This is a genomic window from Croceicoccus sp. YJ47 (genome assembly GCF_016745095.1).
Lineage (GTDB): Bacteria > Pseudomonadota > Alphaproteobacteria > Sphingomonadales > Sphingomonadaceae > Croceicoccus.
The window spans coordinates 1,437,838-1,456,271 of record NZ_CP067087.1; the positions used below are offsets into that span (position 1 = coordinate 1,437,838).

18 protein-coding genes are annotated in these 18,434 nt (G+C 66.1%); 8 read left to right on the top strand and 10 right to left on the bottom strand.

Features of this window, described 5'->3' with window-relative positions; all coding sequences use genetic code 11:
* Positions 1–23: 23 nt before the first annotated feature.
* The 3 genes from JD971_RS07010 to JD971_RS07020 all read right to left on the bottom strand — a co-directional run bounded on the left by JD971_RS07010 (position 24) and on the right by JD971_RS07020 (position 3,600).
* The gene (locus tag JD971_RS07010) at positions 24–1,199 is read right to left on the bottom strand and encodes an acyl-CoA dehydrogenase (RefSeq protein ID WP_202086887.1); all 1,176 of its coding nucleotides are present in this window, start codon (positions 1,197–1,199) and stop codon (positions 24–26) included.
* On the bottom strand, positions 1,196–2,503 hold the full coding sequence (locus tag JD971_RS07015) for an MFS transporter (RefSeq protein WP_202086888.1): 1,308 nt from the start codon (positions 2,501–2,503) through the stop codon (positions 1,196–1,198). The genes JD971_RS07010 and JD971_RS07015 overlap by 4 nt, the downstream gene beginning before the upstream one ends.
* A gap of 173 nt (positions 2,504–2,676) precedes the next feature.
* Positions 2,677–3,600 carry an energy transducer TonB gene (locus JD971_RS07020; protein WP_202086889.1) on the bottom strand — a complete coding sequence of 308 codons (924 nt, stop codon included), beginning with the start codon at positions 3,598–3,600 and terminating at the stop codon, positions 2,677–2,679.
* A 159-nt stretch (positions 3,601–3,759) separates the two neighbouring features.
* Here JD971_RS07020 and JD971_RS07025 point away from each other — a divergent pair, with 159 nt between their 5' ends.
* From JD971_RS07025 to JD971_RS07050, 6 genes are all read left to right on the top strand, one after another.
* A complete protein-coding gene (locus tag JD971_RS07025) occupies positions 3,760–4,653 on the top strand; it encodes an STAS domain-containing protein (RefSeq protein WP_202086891.1) in 894 nt (297 codons plus the stop codon).
* On the top strand, positions 4,650–5,024 hold the full coding sequence (locus JD971_RS07030) for an STAS domain-containing protein (protein ID WP_202086892.1): 375 nt from the start codon (positions 4,650–4,652) through the stop codon (positions 5,022–5,024). The genes JD971_RS07025 and JD971_RS07030 overlap by 4 nt, the downstream gene beginning before the upstream one ends.
* Complete coding sequence (locus JD971_RS07035) at positions 5,021–5,437, top strand: ATP-binding protein (RefSeq protein WP_202086893.1); 417 nt, start codon at positions 5,021–5,023, stop codon at positions 5,435–5,437. The genes JD971_RS07030 and JD971_RS07035 overlap by 4 nt, the downstream gene beginning before the upstream one ends.
* Positions 5,434–6,441 carry an ATP-binding protein gene (locus tag JD971_RS07040; RefSeq protein WP_202086894.1) on the top strand — a complete coding sequence of 336 codons (1,008 nt, stop codon included), beginning with the start codon at positions 5,434–5,436 and terminating at the stop codon, positions 6,439–6,441. Before JD971_RS07035 ends, JD971_RS07040 begins: the two co-directional genes overlap by 4 nt.
* Complete coding sequence (locus JD971_RS07045) at positions 6,438–7,622, top strand: sensor histidine kinase (RefSeq protein WP_202086895.1); 1,185 nt, start codon at positions 6,438–6,440, stop codon at positions 7,620–7,622. Before JD971_RS07040 ends, JD971_RS07045 begins: the two co-directional genes overlap by 4 nt.
* A 78-nt stretch (positions 7,623–7,700) precedes the next feature.
* Positions 7,701–8,675: a nitronate monooxygenase family protein gene (locus tag JD971_RS07050; protein ID WP_202086896.1), complete on the top strand. Its 975-nt coding sequence runs from the start codon at positions 7,701–7,703 to the stop codon at positions 8,673–8,675.
* Here the strand turns inward: JD971_RS07050 and JD971_RS07055 are convergent.
* Positions 8,654–9,361: a M15 family metallopeptidase gene (locus tag JD971_RS07055; protein WP_202086897.1), complete on the bottom strand. Its 708-nt coding sequence runs from the start codon at positions 9,359–9,361 to the stop codon at positions 8,654–8,656. The genes JD971_RS07050 and JD971_RS07055 overlap by 22 nt on opposite strands.
* A 123-nt stretch (positions 9,362–9,484) precedes the next feature.
* Between JD971_RS07055 and asd the strand changes: the two genes are divergently transcribed.
* Positions 9,485–10,348, top strand: coding sequence for an archaetidylserine decarboxylase (asd, locus tag JD971_RS07060; protein WP_202086899.1), 864 nt, complete (start codon positions 9,485–9,487; stop codon positions 10,346–10,348).
* An 81-nt stretch (positions 10,349–10,429) separates the two neighbouring features.
* On the opposite strand, the gene JD971_RS07065 is transcribed toward asd, so the two are convergent.
* The 6 genes from JD971_RS07065 to JD971_RS07090 all read right to left on the bottom strand — a co-directional run bounded on the left by JD971_RS07065 (position 10,430) and on the right by JD971_RS07090 (position 18,094).
* Positions 10,430–11,926, bottom strand: a complete 1,497-nt coding sequence (locus JD971_RS07065; protein WP_202086902.1) for a CoA-acylating methylmalonate-semialdehyde dehydrogenase — start codon at positions 11,924–11,926, stop codon at positions 10,430–10,432.
* A 323-nt stretch (positions 11,927–12,249) separates the two neighbouring features.
* A complete protein-coding gene (locus tag JD971_RS07070; RefSeq protein WP_202086904.1) occupies positions 12,250–13,692 on the bottom strand; it encodes an NAD-dependent succinate-semialdehyde dehydrogenase in 1,443 nt (480 codons plus the stop codon).
* A gap of 100 nt (positions 13,693–13,792) precedes the next feature.
* Positions 13,793–14,602, bottom strand: a complete 810-nt coding sequence (locus JD971_RS07075) for an enoyl-CoA hydratase/isomerase family protein (protein ID WP_202086906.1) — start codon at positions 14,600–14,602, stop codon at positions 13,793–13,795.
* 123 nt (positions 14,603–14,725) lie between these two features.
* Positions 14,726–15,565: an undecaprenyl-diphosphate phosphatase gene (locus tag JD971_RS07080; RefSeq protein WP_202086908.1), complete on the bottom strand. Its 840-nt coding sequence runs from the start codon at positions 15,563–15,565 to the stop codon at positions 14,726–14,728.
* Between the two features lie 109 nt (positions 15,566–15,674).
* Positions 15,675–17,159 carry an ABC transporter permease gene (locus JD971_RS07085; protein ID WP_202086910.1) on the bottom strand — a complete coding sequence of 495 codons (1,485 nt, stop codon included), beginning with the start codon at positions 17,157–17,159 and terminating at the stop codon, positions 15,675–15,677.
* Complete coding sequence (locus JD971_RS07090; protein WP_202086913.1) at positions 17,156–18,094, bottom strand: ABC transporter ATP-binding protein; 939 nt, start codon at positions 18,092–18,094, stop codon at positions 17,156–17,158. The genes JD971_RS07085 and JD971_RS07090 overlap by 4 nt, the downstream gene beginning before the upstream one ends.
* A gap of 160 nt (positions 18,095–18,254) precedes the next feature.
* Between JD971_RS07090 and JD971_RS07095 the strand changes: the two genes are divergently transcribed.
* On the top strand, positions 18,255–18,422 hold the full coding sequence (locus JD971_RS07095) for a hypothetical protein (RefSeq protein ID WP_202086915.1): 168 nt from the start codon (positions 18,255–18,257) through the stop codon (positions 18,420–18,422).
* Positions 18,423–18,434: the final 12 nt, after the last annotated feature.

Here is an 18,434-nt window from a genome sequence, read left to right on the forward strand (position 1 = left end):
GCCTTGTCCGCGGGGCGAACGATTCAGAACGCGGACAACCCCGTGATCGCATGGCCGAGTATCAACGCATGCACGTCATGCGCCCCTTCATAGGTGTTGACCGTCTCCAGGTTCATCATGTGGCGGATGACCTGATATTCCTCCGAAATGCCGTTGCCGCCGTGCATGTCGCGGGCCATTCGCGCGATGTCGAGCGCCTTGCCGACATTGTTGCGCTTGACCATCGACACCATTTCGGGGGCGAAGCGATGCTCGTCCATCAACCGCCCGACGCGCAGGCTCGCCTGCAGGCCGAAGGCGATGTCGCTCATCATCTCGGCGAGTTTTTTCTGGTAAAGCTGCGTCGCGGCGAGCGGCCGGCCGAACTGCTTGCGATCAAGGCCATATTGCCGCGCCGCGTGAAAGCAGAACTCCGCCGCGCCCATCGCGCCCCAGCTGATCCCGTAGCGCGCACGATTGAGACAGCCGAGCGGCCCCTTCATCCCCTCCACATCGGGGAGCAGCGCATCGGACCCGACGCGCACGCCCTCCATCACGATCTGTCCGGTGGTGGATGCGCGCAGGCTCATCTTGCCGCCGATCTTCGGCGCGGAAAGCCCCTTCATCCCTTTTTCCAGGATGAAGCCGCGGACCTTGCCGCCATGCGCCTCCGACTTTGCCCACACCACGAACACGTCGGCGAAGGGGGCGTTGGAAATCCACGTCTTCGTCCCGTCGAGGATGAAGCCGTCGCCATCGCGCCGCGCGACTGTCCGCATCGACGATGGGTCCGATCCGGCATCGGGCTCGGTCAGGCCGAAACAGCCGATCGCCTGCCCCGATGCCAGCGCGGGCAGGTATTTGCGGCGCTGTTCCTCCGAACCATAGGCGTGGATGGGGTAGATCACGAGGCTGGATTGCACCGACGCCATCGAGCGATAGCCCGAATCGACCCGCTCGATCTCCCGCGCGACGAGACCGTAGGCGACATAGCTCGCGCCGACCCCGCCATATTCCTCCGGCAGCGTGACGCCGAGCAGGCCCGCCTCCCCCATCATGGGGAACAGTTCGGGGGCGTCGCGCTCCTCCCGATAGGCCGCGATCACGCGCGGCTGCAATTCGCCCTGCGCGAAAGCGCGGGCGGCATCGGCGATCATGCGCTCGTCCTCGTGCAATTGCCCGGCGAGGTCGAACGGGTCGTCCCAGTTGAAACCAATCACGCTGTCTTCTCCATTTCAGGCTCGACCTCCGCCACCCAGTCACCGGGCAGCCGCCGCGCCGCCATGACCATCAATATCGCCGCGATCACGTAGAGCAATTGCGAGCCGAGCATCGACCAGCGCAGCGCCTCCGTCCCGAAATGCGGGGTCAGCAGGTCGGACACCGCGCCCAGCGCATAGATTCCGCCGCCCAGCCCCAGCAGGTTGTTGATGAGCAGGAACAGCGCGGAGGCCGTCGAACGCTGCGCCGGGATGACGAGATGCTGCACCGCGGTCAGCACCGGGCCGAGCCAGATATAGGCCAGCGCCTGCGGAATGAGGAACAGGAAGAACGCGAGCGTCACATTATCGGTAAGCACCGCCGCCGAGAACAGCGGCACCGCGACGATATAGGCGAGCGCAGGCAGCCGCGCATACCACGCCTTGTTCGCCTGCCCCAGCCGATCGGCGAAGAACCCGCCCGCCAGCACCCCGGAAATCCCCCCGATCAGCATCAGCGCGCCGAGGAAATAGGAGGTTTCGAGCAAGGACAGCCCGAAGCTGCGCTGCAACAGGCTGGGTTTCCAGAACAACACGCCATAGCCCAGCATCGACCCGCTCGCCGCGCCGAACGCCAGGAACCAGAACGACGGTTTCTTCGCGAGGATGCGCGCGACATGGCCGATGGAGGCATTGTCCGACGCCGCCTGCCGCGCCGCGGCGTCCACCGGGTTCGCACGCGGAAAATCCTTTACCACATATTTGAACAGCGGGGCCAGCACGACGCCCGCCATGCCCACGACGAAGAACGCCAGCCGCCAGTCCACCGTCGCGGCGATATAGCCGCCGACGAGCACGCCCGCCGCCGAACCGAGCGGGATACCCATGGAGTAGATGGCGAGTGCGAAGGCGCGTTTGTTCGACGGGAAATAATCGCCGATGATCGCATAGGACGGCGCGACGCCGCCCGCCTCCCCCACCCCGACGCCGAGCCGGGCGAGGAAGATGTGCCAGAACCCCTGCGCCAGCCCGCACAGCGCGGTGAACCCGCTCCATATCACGAGGCTGATGGTGATGACCCAGCTGCGGCTGGTGCGGTCCGCGACCGAGGCCAGCGGCACCGCGAGCGTGGAATACAACAGCGCAAAGGCGAACCCGCCGAGCAGGCCCATCTGCCCGTCGGACAGGCCGAGATCGGCCTGTATCGGGGGGGCGAGAATGGCGAGGATCTGCCGGTCGAGGAAATTGAAGATATAGACAAGGAGCAGCATGGCGAGCACGAGCCCGCGTGGACGGGGGGTTTCACGCACAGCGGCCGTCGACATACCCAATCTCCCAATTTTGTTTCTATCGGGCGATCTTCTGTCCTTTCCCGCCTTCGATGGCAAGCGTCATCATCGTGTAATCCGTTCGGCCGACCTGCGCCGATCAATGGGCGATGCCGCGCTATTCACTCGGCCTATGTGCACTGGCAGGGGTCGAAAGAACCGGAACGACTTCACAGGAAACGAAAATCAACCGTTCCGCGAAAATAGCTCGCGATCGGTTCGCCATCGGCATTGATGGCGGGTTCGAAGGCGACCGCGTTCATCATGCCGTGACATACCGCATCGCCGAAATCGGTATTGGGGCCGCCACCGGACTGAACATGGCATCCCGTCGCACGGCCTGCGCTGTCGACCATCACGCGATACTCGATCAGCCCTTCCATTCTCTCGAAACTCTGCTGCTCGGGATAATTCAGCCAAGGGACGGTTTCATCGACCATCCTGACCGGGCTTCGCAGCGTGCGATGCGCAGCGACATCGAGGCCCCAGTGGGAGAGGAGGTTTTCGGAACAGGCGTTCATCGCTTTCGTCGCGGCGGCGAGCGGCCCGGTTGCGAGAATCAGATCGCCATCCGCCAGCCCTTCGAACGCAACACGGTCCGACCCTGCCAACGCATCGATGGAAAGGGCGGGCAGGTGGTAGGGCTCGTCCTGCTCCTTTTCCGTTTCCGGTCCCTGAAGGGTGGGCCGCACGGCGCTCGCCACGGTGATGAACCGTCCGTCCGCCATGCTCGCGCTCTTTACCCGCGCCTCCATCGCTTCACCGGTTTTGCCGAAACGCACGCCGATCTGCGGCGGGCTGACGCTACGCGCGGTCTTTCGATCGATCGCGTAATGGGGATAGGGCCGCACACGCAGCTGCGCATACCGGCTGATCAGAGTGATACGCACCCGCTCGGACGGCCCGAACTGTTCGATCATCAGCGCGGTTTCATCCTCGCCCTCCCCGAATATCCGGACGAGCTGGCAGCTGTCCTCGCCATAGTTCATCGTCCATGGTTCGGTGGGGCGAAGCACGAGAGGATCGCGCGCGGCGGCCGGTTGCGCCGATGCGATGCTGGCGGCGGCGGCGGCGATGCCCAGTGTACTTCGCATGGCGGTCGTTCTCCCCTTCGTCGGGCCATCGCCTATCATGCCCCGTCTGTCCCGCACCAGCGGGGAATAGTCCGCAAACGATGTCATTGCCGCTTGCCATGCTCCCGGTTTTTCACGATCAGAGGAATCGATATTCTCCGAAAAATTCGAAAGCGCTTCATGCCCGAAACCAATTTGAAGACCGTGCTGGACATCCTCAAGGACGATGAGACGGGCGTCCTCACCGACTGGATCGAACAGGCCGACGAGGACGGCGCCAAGCGCAGCGACCTGTTCTCCGAACGCGAGGAACGCGACCAGGCCGCGAGCCTGCTGCGCGCGTTCCGTTCCGGCGTGCGCGACGGATATCGCGACGGCGATTTCGATCTGGAGGACGATTACTGGGCCGATCTGCGCGGGATCCTGGCGGAAATCACGTATGAACGCGTCGAACGCGGCGTGTTGCCGAGCGAGATGGCCTCCTTCGTGCTCAGCCTCAAGGCGACCATGTTCGAGCGGCTCAAGGAACGGTTGAAAGATGAGCCGGACCGGCTGGTCAGTGAAATCCTGCTCGTGACGAAGGCGATCGACGCCTTTGCCATCTACACGACCGAGGTGTTCATCCGCGAGCGCGAGCAGGTCATCGAACGCCAGCGTGACGAGATGCTGGAACTGTCGACCCCGGTCGTCGAATTGTGGGACAAGGTGCTCACCCTCCCGCTCATCGGCACGCTCGACAGCCTGCGTGCGCAGGAGGTGATGGAAAACCTGCTCGAGGCGATCGTGGCAAAGCAGGCGGAGGTCGTCATCGTCGACATCACCGGGGTCAAGACCGTGGATACGCAGGTGGCACAGCATCTGCTGCGCACCGCCGCCGCCGTCCGGCTCATGGGCGCGCAATGCATCGTGAGCGGGATCAGCCCGAAGATCGCGCAGACCATGGTGCAGCTCGGCGTGGACGTGGGCGAGGTGAAGACGCGCTCGTCGATCCGCAATGCGCTCACCGATGCGCTCACCGCCGTGGGCGTGGCCATTCTCCCGATCGAGCGGCTCGACCGCGTCACGGCAAAATGAACGCCGCGTCCATCTATTCGGTCGAGGGCATATTGCTGGTCTCGATCCGGGCCGACATCGCCGACAGCGACATCATCGATCTGCAGGATGTCCTGTCGCAGCGGATCGCCGATACGGGCGCGCGCGGCGTGGTGATCGACATTGCCGAGCTCGACATCGTGGATACGTTCGTGGGCCGCGTGCTGGCGCAGGTGACGTCCATATCGAAGCTGCTCGATGCCGAAACCTATGTCGTCGGCATGCGGCCTGCGGTCGCCATGACGCTGGTCGAACTGGGCATGTATCTGCCCGGCAATCGCACCGCCCTCACGCTGAGCCATGCGCTGGCCCGGATGCGTGAGGACGGGCTGACGGACGATAGCGCCGGATGATCCTCAAGGGCGGTCGCAGGATCGCGCTGCTGGACCTCGTCACCGATCGCGACGTCGCCATCGCCCGCCGGCGGGTCGGCGATGCCATGGCAAAGCGCGGATGCCGCGAATTGATGCAGACGCGTTTCGTCACGGCGGTGAGCGAGATCGCCCGCAATGCCATCGTGCACGGCGGGGGCGGGCGGCTCGCGATCTACGAGTTTCCGGGCAATCGCAAGATCGGCATCGAATGCATCGACGAGGGGCCGGGCATCGCCGATGTGGAGCAGGCGATGACCGACGGTTTTTCGACGCGCGACAGCCTCGGTCGCGGATTGGGTGGAGCCAAAAGGCTGTCTCATGAGTTCGAGATCGATACCCATGGAGAAACAGGCACCATTGTCCGCATGACCGGATTGCAGAACACACGATGAGCGAATGGCTCAAGATCGCGGAACCCAGCACGGTTGCGGAGGCGCGCCGCCGTGCGCGCCGCCATGCGGGTGCGGCGGGGCTCGGCTCGATCGCCACCGAACATGTCGCCATCGTCGCCACCGAAATCGCGCAGAACATCCTGCGCCACGGCGGCGGGGGCCGGATGCTGACCTGCATCACCGGTGGGGCGGGGCATGTGCGGCTGCATGTGATCGGCATCGACGACGGGCCGGGCATCGAACGGCTCGGCCGGATGATGAAGGACGGCGTGTCCACCCGCCATTCCGCCGGGACCGGGCTCGGCGCGATCGCGCGCCTGTCCGACCGGTTCGACATCATGACCGCGCGGGGCAAGGGCACCACCGTCATGAGCGAGTTCGTGCCCAAGACCGCCGCGATGAGCGATCTTTGCGACGAGGCCGGCATGCGCACCCCTTTTCCGGGAGAGCGGGAATGCGGCGACCAGATCGCGATGAAGCAGGCCGGCCCGGTGAGCATCTACATGCTGTGCGACGGGCTGGGCCATGGGGCGAAGGCCGCCGTCGCCGCGGACACCGCACGGCGCGTGTTTCTCGACACGCCGGGGGAGGATCCGGCCGCTTTGCTCGCCGCGATGGGCACAGGGCTTGCGGGCACGCGCGGGGCGGTGGCCGCGGTCGTGACCGTGGACCGGGCGCAGGGGGCGCTGTCCTATGCCGGCATCGGCAATATCTCGACGATGATCGTGCAGGGCGGCGCGATCAAGCGGCTGCCGGTGCGGGACGGCCTGCTCGGCGGGCGGGCGGCGTCCCCCCATACCGAGCAATGCGCGATTGCGCCCGATGCGACCGTGCTGATGCATTCGGACGGGGTGAGCACGCTGCGCGGACTGGAGCGGCGCGGTCCGCTGTTTTATCGCAGCGCGCCGGTCATCGCCGCGACCCTGCTGGACGAAAACACGCGCGGCCGCGACGATGCCAGCATTCTTGCCGCCCGCATGACCCCGGCGAGGGTGGGCGAATGATCGACATCATCACCGTCCGCATCGCCGCGGAGGCCGATATCGCCCGCGTCCGGCAGGTTGCCGACAAGGTCGCGCAATCCTTCGGCCTGGAAAGCTTCGCGCGCACCCGCATGGTGACCGCCGTGCTCGAAATTTCGCGCAATGCGCTTCAATACGGGGGCGGCGGGCAGGTGCGTTTTTCCGCCACGCCGAAACCGGGCGGTTCCGAAATCGGCGTGCGCGTCACCGATCAGGGCACCGGCATCGACAATCCCGCCGCATTCGAGCGCGAGCGGCGCCCCTATCTCGAAACGAAGGCCGCGACCCGCGGGCTGGGCCTGGGGTTGAGCGGGGTTAAGCGGCTCGCCGACAATTTCGACATCGCCTCCTCGCCGCAGGGGACGCGCGTGGCGATGGCCTTTTTCGTGCCCGTCCCCGCCGACGAAATCGCCCGGCGCGCAGCCGCGGCGGCCGAAGCGGTGCTCGGCCTTGGCAGTGCGGACCCCATCGCCGAACTCTCGCGTCAGAACCGCGAGCTTGCCGCCGCGATGGCGGAGCGCGAACTGCTCATCGACGAGGTGCACCACCGCACCGGCAACAATCTCGCCCTCATCGTCAGCTTCATCCAGATGAGCAAGCGCAAGGCCGCCTCCCCCGAAACGCGGCAGGCCATGGCGGAGCTGGAGGCGCGGGTGCATTCCGTCGCCCGCGTGCATCAGGAACTCCAACGTGCACAGCAGAGCGACCGAATCGAATTGCTCCCCCTGCTCGAAAACGTGGCGAAACATGCGAGCGACGCTTTTTCCAGTGTCAATCTTTCCGTCGACATCGACGTGGTAAGCGAACCGGTGGAGGTCGTGAGCAGCACGGCCATCGATTTCGGCCTGATCGTGGGCGAATTGATAACGAATGCGTTCAAACATGCGTTCGAGGGGCGCAGCAAGGGCCGCATCGCCATCCGCTTCGATCGCACGGAGGGGACCGATCCGGGCTGGGTCCTGATCGTGCGGGACGACGGGGTCGGCACGCCGGAGGATGCGCGCCCGGACCGCCCGCAATCGCTGGGCTGGCGCATGATCCGGGCGATGTCCGCGCGCCACGCCGCCAATATCGAAACCGACGGCAGCGACGGGTTCTGCTGCGCCATCACCTTTCCCCAGTCGGTCGTGCGCGCGCCGAATACCGCCGATACGGACGGGTAATGCCGCTTTTGCCGCCGGCGGGCTGGCATGGGGGCAGGCTGTCCTGTAGACCGGCGGCAAAACCGTTGGAGACATGCCTTGGCCCGACCTGCGCTATTCGATTCCCTGCGCCTTCCGCTCATCTGCGCGCCGCTTTTCATCATCTCCAACCCGCGCACGGTGATCGCGCAATGTACGGCCGGCGTCGTCGGCTCCTTTCCCGCGCTCAATGCCCGGCCCGCCGCCATGCTGGATGAATGGCTCCATGAAATTACCGAGGCGCTGGCCGCGTGGGACCGCGACAATCCGGACCGCCCCGCCGCGCCCTTTGCCGTGAATCAGATCGTCCACCGCTCCAACGACAGGCTGGAAACCGACATGGCGGTCTGTGAAAAGCACAAGGTGCCGATGGTCATCACCTCGCTCGGCGCGCGCGAGGAGGTCAACCAGGCCGTCCATGGCTGGGGCGGGATCACCATGCACGATGTCATCGACAACCGTTTCGCGCACAAGGCGGTGGAAAAGGGCGCCGACGGGCTGATCGCGGTGGCGGCGGGTGCCGGCGGGCACGCGGGCGCGCTCTCGCCCTTTGCCCTGATGCAGGAAATCCGCGACTGGTTCGACGGGCCGCTGGCGCTCTCGGGCGCGATTGCGACGGGCCGCTCCATCCTCTCGGCGCAGGCGATGGGGGCCGATTTCGCCTATTCGGGCTCGATGTTCATCGCGACCGAGGAAGCGAACGCGGACGAACGATACAAGCAGATGGTCGTCGACAGCGGCGCCTCCGACATCGTCTATTCCAATCTTTTCACCGGCGTGCACGGCAATTACCTGCGCGGGTCGATCGAAAACGCCGGCATGGACCCCGACGATCTTCCGACCAGCGACCCGTCCAAGATGGATTTCGGCGGGTCGAAGGCGAAGGCGTGGAAGGACGTGTGGGGATGCGGCCAGGGCATCGGCACGGTGAAGGCCGTCGAACCCGTCGCCGCCAAGGTCGAGCGGCTTTCGCGCGAGTATCACGCCGCGAAGGCGGAGCTGAACCGCGACGCCTATCCCGACGCCGCCGCCTGATCCCGCGACAGATAGCGCCATTCGGGCGGCAATTGCGCATCCGAGACCGGCGCGTATCGTTCGTAATCGGCCGCTGGCAGGCGGTAATCCCACCATTCGGAGGGAAGCCCGACGAGCGGCACGCCCGTTTCGCCCGCGGCCGCCCGCACGGCGGCGTCCAGAGCGCGGCGATTTTCCGCGATCACAGCGCGCCGGTCGGGATCGACATCGGCAAAATCATGGGCGCGATCCGATTGGCGCTGGCCTGATTCCGTGAAATCGTCGAACGGCGTGCCGAGATCCAGATCGCCTGCATCGCCGAACGGTTGAATGTCGATCGCCATGCCGCGCGGGTGCGCGCCGGTGCCCGGCACGGCGAGCAGATGGCCCGGCACATCGGGACGGAGCGCCGCCATCGCCTGCTGCGCCTCGACCGGGCGGAAACAATCGAGCACGCGTATGCGATGGCCCGTCGCCTCGTGATAGATGCGCCCGGCGACATCGAACGCGGCGAGGAAACCCGCCTCCCCCAGCATGGTCACGTCCCGCCGATAGAGCGCGCCGAAACCGTTCACCGGGCACGCCGGATCGGCATAGGCGGGAACGATTGCGAAAACCCGTGGGTTCAATATGCGGGCGCAGGGCACGAGCACGAGGCCGTCGGACATCTCGAACCGGTCCATCATCGCCATGCCGCGCGCCTCCATGATCGGGGGAATGGCAACGATCTACACGCCCCGCGCGCCTCGACGCAAGAGTGTGCAGGGCCTACACCAACGGGACGACAGGGTCGCAGCATCCCCGCCGCGCCCGCCGCACGGGGAACGCGAATGGCCGACCGACTGAAAATCTGGGCACAGCATCTGATGCCGAAACGGCGCATGACGCAATTTGCCGGGCGCGTCGCCGGGGCACAGGGCGGCGCGTGGACGCAGGCGCTCATCCGCTGGTTCGTGAAACGGTACGATGTCGATATGACAGAGGCGCAGGATCCCGACCTCGCCAGCTATGACAGCTTCAACGCATTCTTCACCCGCCCCTTGCGCAACGGGGTGCGCCCCATCGCCGATGCCCCCTTCGTCAGCCCGGTGGACGGCGCGGTGAGCCAGTTCGGCGCCATCGACGACCACCGCATGGTGCAGGCGAAGGGGCATAGCTTCACCACGACGGAACTGCTCGCCGGGGATACCGATCTCGCCGCGCGGTTCCGCCATGGCAGCTTCGCCAACGTGTACCTGTCGCCGCGCGATTACCACCGCATCCACATGCCGTGCGACGGGCGGCTGATCCGCATGATCTACGTCCCCGGCGCCTTGTTCAGCGTGAATCCCGCCACCGCGCGCGGGGTGAAGGGGCTGTTCGCGCGGAACGAGCGGATCGTCTGCGTCTTCGAATCGGTCGAGCATGGGCCGTTCGTCATGGTGCTCGTCGGGGCGACCATCGTGGGCAGCATGGCCACGGTATGGCACGGCGTGGTCAATCCCCGCCGCACCGGGCGCATGGCCGAATGGGCCTATGGCAAGCATGACATCGTCCTCGCCAAGGGGGAGGAGATGGGCCGGTTCCTCCTGGGATCGACGGTCATCATGCTGTTCGAGGCGGACACCATCGCCTTTAACGAGGACTGGGCGCCGGAGCATTCCGTCCGTCTCGGTGAGAAGATGGGCGATGCTCTTTCCAGCGGCGGTGCCTGACCCCGTCTCCACCATGCCATGAAAAAGCCCCGCCCCGACGATGCGGAGCGGGGCCTTTTTCGCGCAGACAGCCGGGCCGTCCTATCCCATCGTCGGGATGACGAAGGCGTTTTCGCCCGTCGCCGACCCGTCGGGCCAGCGCTGCGTCACGGTCTTCACCTTGGTCCAGAAGCGCATGCCGTCCATGCCATACTGATTATGGTCGCCGAAACCGGACCGCTTCCACCCGCCAAAGCTGTGATAGCTGACCGGCACGGGGATCGGCACGTTGATGCCGACCATGCCGACCTGCACCCGGTTCGCGAATTCGCGCGCGGCATGGCCGTTGCGGGTAAAGATCGCGACGCCATTGCCGTATTGATGCTCGCTCGGCAGGCGGACGGCATCCTCGAAATTGTCGGCACGCACCATTTGCAGGACGGGGCCGAAAATCTCTTCCTTGTAGCTTTCCATGTCGGTGGTGACCCGGTCGATCAGCGTCGGGCCGACGAAGAAACCATCCTCGTGCCCCTGCAGGCTGAAGCCGCGGCCGTCGATGACGATCTCGCCGCCTTCCTTCTCCGCCGTGGCGATCCAGTTCTCGATCCGCTGCTTGTGCTCCGGGGTCACGACCGGGCCGTATTGCGCCTCGGGATCGTTCGACACGCCGACGCGCAGCTTCTCGATCGCGGGGATGAGCTTTTCCTTTAGCCGCTCGGCCGTATCCTCGCCCACCGGAACGACGACCGGCAATGCCATGCAACGTTCGCCCGCCGAACCGAAGGCCGCTCCGACGAGGTCGTTGACCGTCACGTCGAGGTCGGCATCGGGCATGACGATGCCGTGGTTCTTCGCACCGCCCATCGCCTGCACCCGCTTGCCGGCGGCGACACCGCGGTTGTAGACGTAATGCGCGATGTCGGACGACCCGACAAAGCTGACCGCCGCGATGGCTTCGTGGTCGAGAATGGCGTCGACCATTTCCTTGTCGCCGTGCACGACCTGCAGGATGCCTTCGGGTCCGCCGGCCTCCACGAACAATTCGGCGAGACGCACCGGCACGGACGGATCGCGCTCCGACGGTTTCAGGATGAAGGCATTGCCCACCGCAATGGCCATCGCCGACATCCACAGCGGGATCATCGCCGGGAAATTGAACGGGGTGATGCCCGCCCCGATGCCGAGCGGCTGCCGCATGGAATAGACATCGATGCCCGGCCCCGCGCCATGCGTATATTCGCCTTTGAGCACCTGCGGGATGCCACAGGCGAATTCGACGACCTCGAGACCGCGCTGCACGTCGCCCTTCGCATCGTCGACCACCTTGCCATGCTCGCTCGCGAGGAGTTCGGCGAGCGATTGCATGTTCTGCTCGATCAGCTCCTTGTAACGGAACATCACGCGGGCGCGGCGCTGCGGATTGGTGGCGGCCCATGCGGGCTGCGCGGCCTGCGCCGCGGCAACCGCGGCGTCGAGCACGGACTTGTCGCCCAGCTTCACCTCGGCCTGGACCTGGCCTGTGGACGGGTTCCAGATCTTGTGCGTGCGGCCGGTGCCCTGTGGCACGGTTCCGGTGATGAAATGGTCAACGTGGCGCAATGTGTATTCCTTCCCTTGCTCGTTTTCGTTCGCCTCGCCCGCGTTTCGGACCCGCGTGGGGGCGAAGCGCGGGCAGCGGATATTTCATCGGGTCAGTGCGGCCGTTCTTGCAACGACCGACCGACCCGTACTCGTTTCACTGCCGTGGCGGGACAGGTTGCGATGATGATACGATGCTTCCCATACGCTAGCGTACAAAGCCTGGTCAATAACGCCACGCGCTGCGCGTCTGACGGCGGGGACATGCAGCCGCGGACCTTCCATAGTCCAGCCGGCGGCGGAACGGGAACTGGTCACTATCATAGGGTCGCGGCGTGGCACCATCACAGCCCGATGCAGACATATTTGATCTCCAGATAATCGTCGAGCCCGTGGGAGGATCCCTCCCGCCCGAGACCCGATTGCTTCACCCCGCCAAAGGGCGCGACCGCGGTGGAGATCAGCCCGGTGTTCACGCCCACCATCCCTGCCTCCAATGCTTCGGATACACGGAACATGCGGGACAGGTCGCGGGTGTAGACATAGCTGGCCAGACCGAACTCGGTATCGTTGGCCCAGCGGATCGCATCCGCCTCGTCTGTAAAGCGGACGAGGCCCGCCACGGGACCGAAGGTTTCATCGCGCGTGATCTGCATATCCTGCGTCACGTCCGACAGCACGGTGGGTTCGAACCATGTCCCGCCCAAGTCGGGCTGCTTCCCGCCGATGAGGACGGTGGCGCCCTTTTCCCTGGCATCGCCGAGATGTTCGTTGATCTTGGACAGCGCCTTTTCATCGATCATCGGACCGATATCGACGCCATCGTCGATACCGCGCCCGATCGTCATCGCGCGCACCCGTTCGACGAGCCGGTCGGCGAACGTGTCGTAAATGCCATCCTGCACATAGAACCGGTTGGTGCACACGCAGGTCTGCCCGCCATTGCGGAATTTCGACGCGATGGCGCCATCGACCGCGGCATCGAGATCGGCATCGTCGAACACCAGGAACGGCGCGTTTCCGCCCAGTTCGAGCGACATCTTCTTGATCGAGTCGGCGCTCTGCCGCATGAGCTCGCGCCCGACCTCGGTCGATCCGGTAAAGCTGATCTTGCGGACCGTCCTGCTCTGCGTGAGCGCGCCGCCGATGGCCGATGCGCTCCCGGTGACGACGTTGAACACGCCCGCCGGAACCCCCGCCTTTTCGGCAAGGACCGCCAGCGCCAGCGCCGAGAGCGGCGTTTGCGACGCAGGTTTCAGCACGAAAGTGCAGCCCGCCGCGAGCGCGGGGCCGAGCTTTCGCCCGATCATCGCCGACGGGAAGTTCCACGGCGTAATCGCGCCCACGACGCCGACCGGCTGACGATAGGTCAGGATGCGCTTGTCCGCGTCGTGCGGCGGGATGATCTCGCCATAGGCGCGCTTGCCCTCCTCCGCGAACCATTCGATGAAGCTGGCGGAATAGCCGATCTCGCCCACGGCCTCGGCCATCGGCTTGCCCTGCTCGCGCGAGAGCAGCTCGCCGAGTGCCTGGCTGTGCTCCATCATCAGCTCGAACAGGCGGCGCAGGATGGCGGACCGCTCGCCTGCGGTTTTCGCGCGCCATTCCGGCATCGCGGCCTCGGCTGCGGCGATGGCGCGTTTCGTTTCCGCGCTGCCCATGTCGGGGACGTGGGCGATCGTTTCGCCGGTGGCCGGATCGGTGACGGCAATGCGGCCACCGCCATCGGCGCCGACCCATTCGCCGCCGATGGGGCAGGTCTCGCGGATGAAATCGGTGTATTGCATGGGGTTTCGGTCCTCCTAAAGCGCGCGAGATCGGCGGCGTATCTGCCAAAAGCGTGCGACCGGGCCGGATGTTCCGCCGCCCGCCGTTTCCCCGCCCGTTTCAGATCGACCGGTAATCCGCCTTTCGCTTGTCCACGAAGGCGCCGATCCCTTCGCGCGCCTCGGCTCCGGCGCCGGCCTGCGCCATCGACCGCAGTTCGAGTTCGAGCTGCGTGGGCAAATCGTTCTGCATCCCGGCATAGAGCAGGCCGCGTGCCGCGCCCCATGCCCGCGACGGCGCATCGGCCAGCGCCTGCGCCCGCGCGGCCGCCACCTCGGCCAGTTCGTCATCGGCGACCGTTTCGGTGACGAGGCCGATCGTGGCGGCTTCATCCGCGCCGATACGCCGGTTTTCGAACACGATCCGCTGCGCCGCGCGCAGGCCGACCAACCGCGGCAGGGTCCAGCTCATCCCCCCGTCGGGCGTCAGTCCGATCGCGCCATAGGCGGCGGTGAAATGCGCCGATTGCGCCGCGATCACGACATCGCCCGCGATCGCAAGGCTCATCCCCGCGCCCGCCGCCGGACCGTTGACGATGCACAGCAATGGCTTCTCCAACGCCGCGAGCCGCGCCACGGCAAGGTTGAGCGTGCCCACCAGCGCGCGCAGATGGGACGCCCGGCCGTCACCCGCCCCCATGATTTCCGGCAGATCGCCGCCCGCACAAAACAGACGCCCCGCACCGGTCAGCACGACGCAGCGCACATCGGGATCGTCGCCGACCGTGATCGCGGCGCGGTGCAACGCACTCGCCAGCGACAGGCCGATGGCATTGCCCGCCTTCGGCCGGTTCAGCACGAGGCGCGCCACCGCACCGTCGCGTTCGATCCGAACGGGCGCGTCGTCCGTTTCCGAATGGTCTGCCTGCATCCTCGTCGCTCCTTTTGCATGGGTCGTGGCCGCCCGTCGCATCGCGCGGCCCTGCAGGCGTAGACCTTTCGCTGCGCCCTCGGAAACTGCCCAACAGGTCAGCCCGCGTCGCGCATCGTGCCATTATTGCGCGGGCACGACCCCTGTCCAGAGCAGCGCCAGCAGGCCGAGCCCCGCCGCCACGCGATAGATCACGAAGATGTTGAAGCTGCGCGTGGAGATATAGCGCAGGAACATCACGATCACCGCATAGCCCACGACAAACGCCACAAGCGTCGCGAGCGCGGTTTCCCCGACGCCCAGCCGCCCGAATTCGCCCCAGCTGTCGAACAGCTTGTAAAACCCCGATGCCAGCACGGCGGGAATGGCGAGCAGGAAGGAATAGCGGGCCGCCGCCTCGCGCGTATATCCCATCGCGCGGCCCGCGCTGATCGTGCCGCCGGACCGCGACACGCCGGGGATCAGCGCCATCGCCTGCGCAAACCCGTAAAGGATGCCGTCGCGCCAGCTCAGCCGGTCGAGCGTCTTGACCCGCGCGCCGAACCGGTCGGCAAGGCCGAGCACGATGCCGAAGCCGATGAGCATGGTCGCCGTGATGTAGAGATTGCGCAGCGACGTCTCGATCGCATCCTGAAACAGCAGGCCGAGGATCGCGATGGGCAGCGTGCCGATGATCACGAGCCAGCCCATGCGCGCCGCGTTTTCATCGCGCGCCGCATCCCCGCCGATCCCGGTGAGCGAATGGAGCCACGCCATCGCGATGTGCCAGATGTCCTTCCAGAAATAGATGATGACCGCCGCTTCGGTACCGATCTGGCTGATCGCGGTGAAGGCGGCGCCCGGATCCTCGCCCGAGGGGAGCAGCGCGCCCGCGATGCGCAGATGCGCACTCGACGAGATGGGCAGGAACTCGGTCAGCCCCTGAATCAGGCCAAGGATGGCGGCCTCTAGCCAGCTGTTCATGGTCGTCGGTTGCTTTCTGTGTCGAGAGCGAGAAGGGCCGCGTCGGCTGCGGAACGTCCTAAGCCGCGCCCGGCGCGGTGTCGAGGCGGGTTTTGCGCCGCCTCGCGGCTCATGCCTTGCGCTTCATCCGCTCGATCAGCTCGGCAAAACCGGCCTTCTGCCCCTGCGAAAGCAGGCTCGCGCGGAACAACCGGCCCAGCAAGATGAACTCCGCCACCAGGAACAGCGCCAGCACGATGCCCGTGCCCACGATCTGCCACGTCTCGATCCCCGTGCCGAGCCGCGCCAGCACGGTGAACGGCGCCCAGAGCGGCACCCAGGTGAACAGCTGCACGACGAAGCCGTCATTCCCGCTGATCACGGCCTGAAGCGTGAAGAACACGGGCAGCATGATGCCCAGCATCACCGGCATGAGATAGCCCTGCGCCTCGCTCATCGAATTGGCGAGCGACCCGATCGCAAGGAACAGCATCGAGACCAGCACATAGCCCGCGATAAAGAAGTAGACGATGGCGAGCACGATCCCCGGCGAGGCCAGCGGTTCGAGCGCCGGCCCGACGAATTGCGACACCACCCCCTGCGCCGCGAAGATGGCGATGGCCGCGCACACCACCCAGAACACGATCATCGCCAGCCCGACCGCGACCGTGCCGACAAGCTTTCCATACATCAGATCTTCGGGCCGGATGCAGGCGAGCAGCGATTCGATCAGCTTGTTGGTGCGCTCCTCGATCGAGCTTTGCAGCATCCAGCTCCCCGAAAGCAGCAGCGCCATGAGCAATACGTAGGACAGGGCCAGCGGCACGATGGAGCGCACCAGCATGGTTTCGGTGGCCCCGCCGCCCGGTGCCGGGGTGACGATGGCGATGGCGGGTGCGGCGTCCTGCACCGCGTCGGCGGCATCGGCGTTCATGCCCGCCGCCGTCATCGCGCGCGAACGCAAATCGCGGGTCAGCACGTCCTGCACCATGGTGACGAAGCTGCCGCGCGGGCGATCGCCCGAGATGATGCGGACCACCGGCTGCTGCGGCCAGCCGCTGCCGATCTCGGCGATGAGTTCGGGGCCGGTGTCGTCGTCCGTATCCTCCAGATAGGCCTGCGCCCGGTCGGCAAAGGACGCCTCCGGAGCCTCGGACAACGCGGGCGGCAAGGGCACGATCGCGTAATCGGCGGCGGGCGGTTCGTATTCGGGCGTCGCGGGCGGCTTGGCCTGTTTCAGCCGGGCCATCGCCGCGTCCATACCGCCGTCCGCCTCGAACCGGGCCACGTCGTCGCCCGTGAACCAGCGTTCGCCCATCGCCCATGGCGCCTGCGGATCGGCGGATTGCAGATCGTAGCGGGCGACGTGGCGCGACAGGTCCGCAAGCGCGGCGCGCCCCTGTTCCAGTGCGATGCGGTCCTCGATGGCCTGCCCGCCCCCGCCGCCGGCGCGGTCGACGATGGCGATGCGCGTGGGCTCGTCATCCTCCAGATATTGCGCGATGATCGGCCCCAGCGCGAGCGCCGCCGGAAGCAGCAGCAGGGTCAGCCAGAAGCTGCGCATCGATACGATCTGCCGGAATTCGCGCCCCGCGACGAGCAGGATATCCTTCATTTCTCGATCTCCGCATCGCCGACGAGCTGCACGAACACCTCGTGCAGGCTGGCCTGTCGTTCCTGGAACCGCCGCAGCGGGACGCCCTGCGCCGTGCATGCCTCCAGCACGTCGCCCGCATCGACGCCGGGTTCCAGCTCCAGCATGTAGCGGCGCCATGGTCCGTCCCCGCCGGGCCCAACCTCGCCACGCTCGTCCTGCGCCTCGGCTGCGCGAATGCCGGGAAGCGCCGCGATGCGGTCGTGGGCGATGGCCTCGATCCGGGCGGGCAGCATCGCGCGCGCCTCGCCGAGCGTGCCCTCGAAACGCTTCTCCCCTTTCTTGAGCAGGAGCAGCGTATCGCACAGCCGTTCGGCATGCTGCATCACATGGGTGGAAAACAGCACCGCGGCGCCATCGGCCGCGGCATTGAGAATCTCCCGCTCCAGCAGCCCCTGATTCACCGGGTCCAGCCCCGAAAACGGTTCGTCGAGCAGCAGGAGCCGCGGCCGGTTCACCAGCGCGGTGGCGAGCTGTACCTTTTGCGCCATGCCCTTCGACATGGCCGAAAGCTTCGTCCTGGCCCGGTCGGCAAGGTCGAACCGGTCGAGCAGTTCCATCCCGTGGGTCCGCGCATCATGCCGGTCCATACCCTTGAGCCGCCCGAAATAGACGATGGCGTCGATCGCGGACATGTTGTCGTAAAGGCCGCGCTCTTCGGGAAGGAAACCGATCGCGGCGCTGTCGCGCTTGTCGGGGGCGCATCCGGCGATCTCGATCTGCCCTTCGGTCGGGCGGATGATGTCGAGCACCATGCGCAGCGTCGTCGTCTTGCCCGCGCCATTCCCGCCCAGAAAGCCGAAAATGCGCCCCGGTTGCACCGCGAAGCTGAGATCGTGGACCGCGCGGACGTCGCCGAACCGCTTGGTCAGATGCGTGACTTTGAGAATATCCATGCTTCCCCCGGACATGTGCCCTGCGCGATAGCAGGGCTTGGCGCCCCGGTTCAATGCGCATCTTCGAATGGTGGGACGTGATGCCCGCCCTGCCGCATGCACAGGATCCATGCCGGCGCCCGGCGGTTGAACGGGTAACGACACGAATGGAGAGAGAACGATGAGCAAGGACGGCAACGAACCGAAGAACACCGTGGACAAGAACCCGGCGCATCAGACCGGCGAGCAGAACGGCTCGGTCCAGCGCAGCGGCGATTTCCCCAAGGGTACCGACACCTCGCGCGGTGCCGAGGGCGAGAACCGCCGGGGCAGCAACGGCGCGCGTTAACGCCAGTCCCGA

What these genes read in the sequence shown, in the direction of transcription:
- JD971_RS07015 (WP_202086888.1), bottom strand. Translation starts at nt 2,503, where the DNA reads ATGTCGACGGCCGCTGTGCGTGAAACCCCCCGTCCACGCGGGCTCGTG.
- JD971_RS07020 (WP_202086889.1), bottom strand. Translation starts at nt 3,600, where the DNA reads ATGCGAAGTACACTGGGCATCGCCGCCGCCGCCGCCAGCATCGCATCG.
- JD971_RS07025 (WP_202086891.1), top strand. Translation starts at nt 3,760, where the DNA reads ATGCCCGAAACCAATTTGAAGACCGTGCTGGACATCCTCAAGGACGAT.
- JD971_RS07030 (WP_202086892.1), top strand. Translation starts at nt 4,650, where the DNA reads ATGAACGCCGCGTCCATCTATTCGGTCGAGGGCATATTGCTGGTCTCG.
- JD971_RS07035 (WP_202086893.1), top strand. Translation starts at nt 5,021, where the DNA reads ATGATCCTCAAGGGCGGTCGCAGGATCGCGCTGCTGGACCTCGTCACC.
- JD971_RS07040 (WP_202086894.1), top strand. Translation starts at nt 5,434, where the DNA reads ATGAGCGAATGGCTCAAGATCGCGGAACCCAGCACGGTTGCGGAGGCG.
- JD971_RS07045 (WP_202086895.1), top strand. Translation starts at nt 6,438, where the DNA reads ATGATCGACATCATCACCGTCCGCATCGCCGCGGAGGCCGATATCGCC.
- JD971_RS07055 (WP_202086897.1), bottom strand. Translation starts at nt 9,361, where the DNA reads ATGGAGGCGCGCGGCATGGCGATGATGGACCGGTTCGAGATGTCCGAC.
- asd (WP_202086899.1), top strand. Translation starts at nt 9,485, where the DNA reads ATGGCCGACCGACTGAAAATCTGGGCACAGCATCTGATGCCGAAACGG.
- JD971_RS07070 (WP_202086904.1), bottom strand. Translation starts at nt 13,692, where the DNA reads ATGCAATACACCGATTTCATCCGCGAGACCTGCCCCATCGGCGGCGAA.
- JD971_RS07075 (WP_202086906.1), bottom strand. Translation starts at nt 14,602, where the DNA reads ATGCAGGCAGACCATTCGGAAACGGACGACGCGCCCGTTCGGATCGAA.
- JD971_RS07080 (WP_202086908.1), bottom strand. Translation starts at nt 15,565, where the DNA reads ATGAACAGCTGGCTAGAGGCCGCCATCCTTGGCCTGATTCAGGGGCTG.
- JD971_RS07085 (WP_202086910.1), bottom strand. Translation starts at nt 17,159, where the DNA reads ATGAAGGATATCCTGCTCGTCGCGGGGCGCGAATTCCGGCAGATCGTA.
- JD971_RS07090 (WP_202086913.1), bottom strand. Translation starts at nt 18,094, where the DNA reads ATGGATATTCTCAAAGTCACGCATCTGACCAAGCGGTTCGGCGACGTC.
- JD971_RS07095 (WP_202086915.1), top strand. Translation starts at nt 18,255, where the DNA reads ATGAGCAAGGACGGCAACGAACCGAAGAACACCGTGGACAAGAACCCG.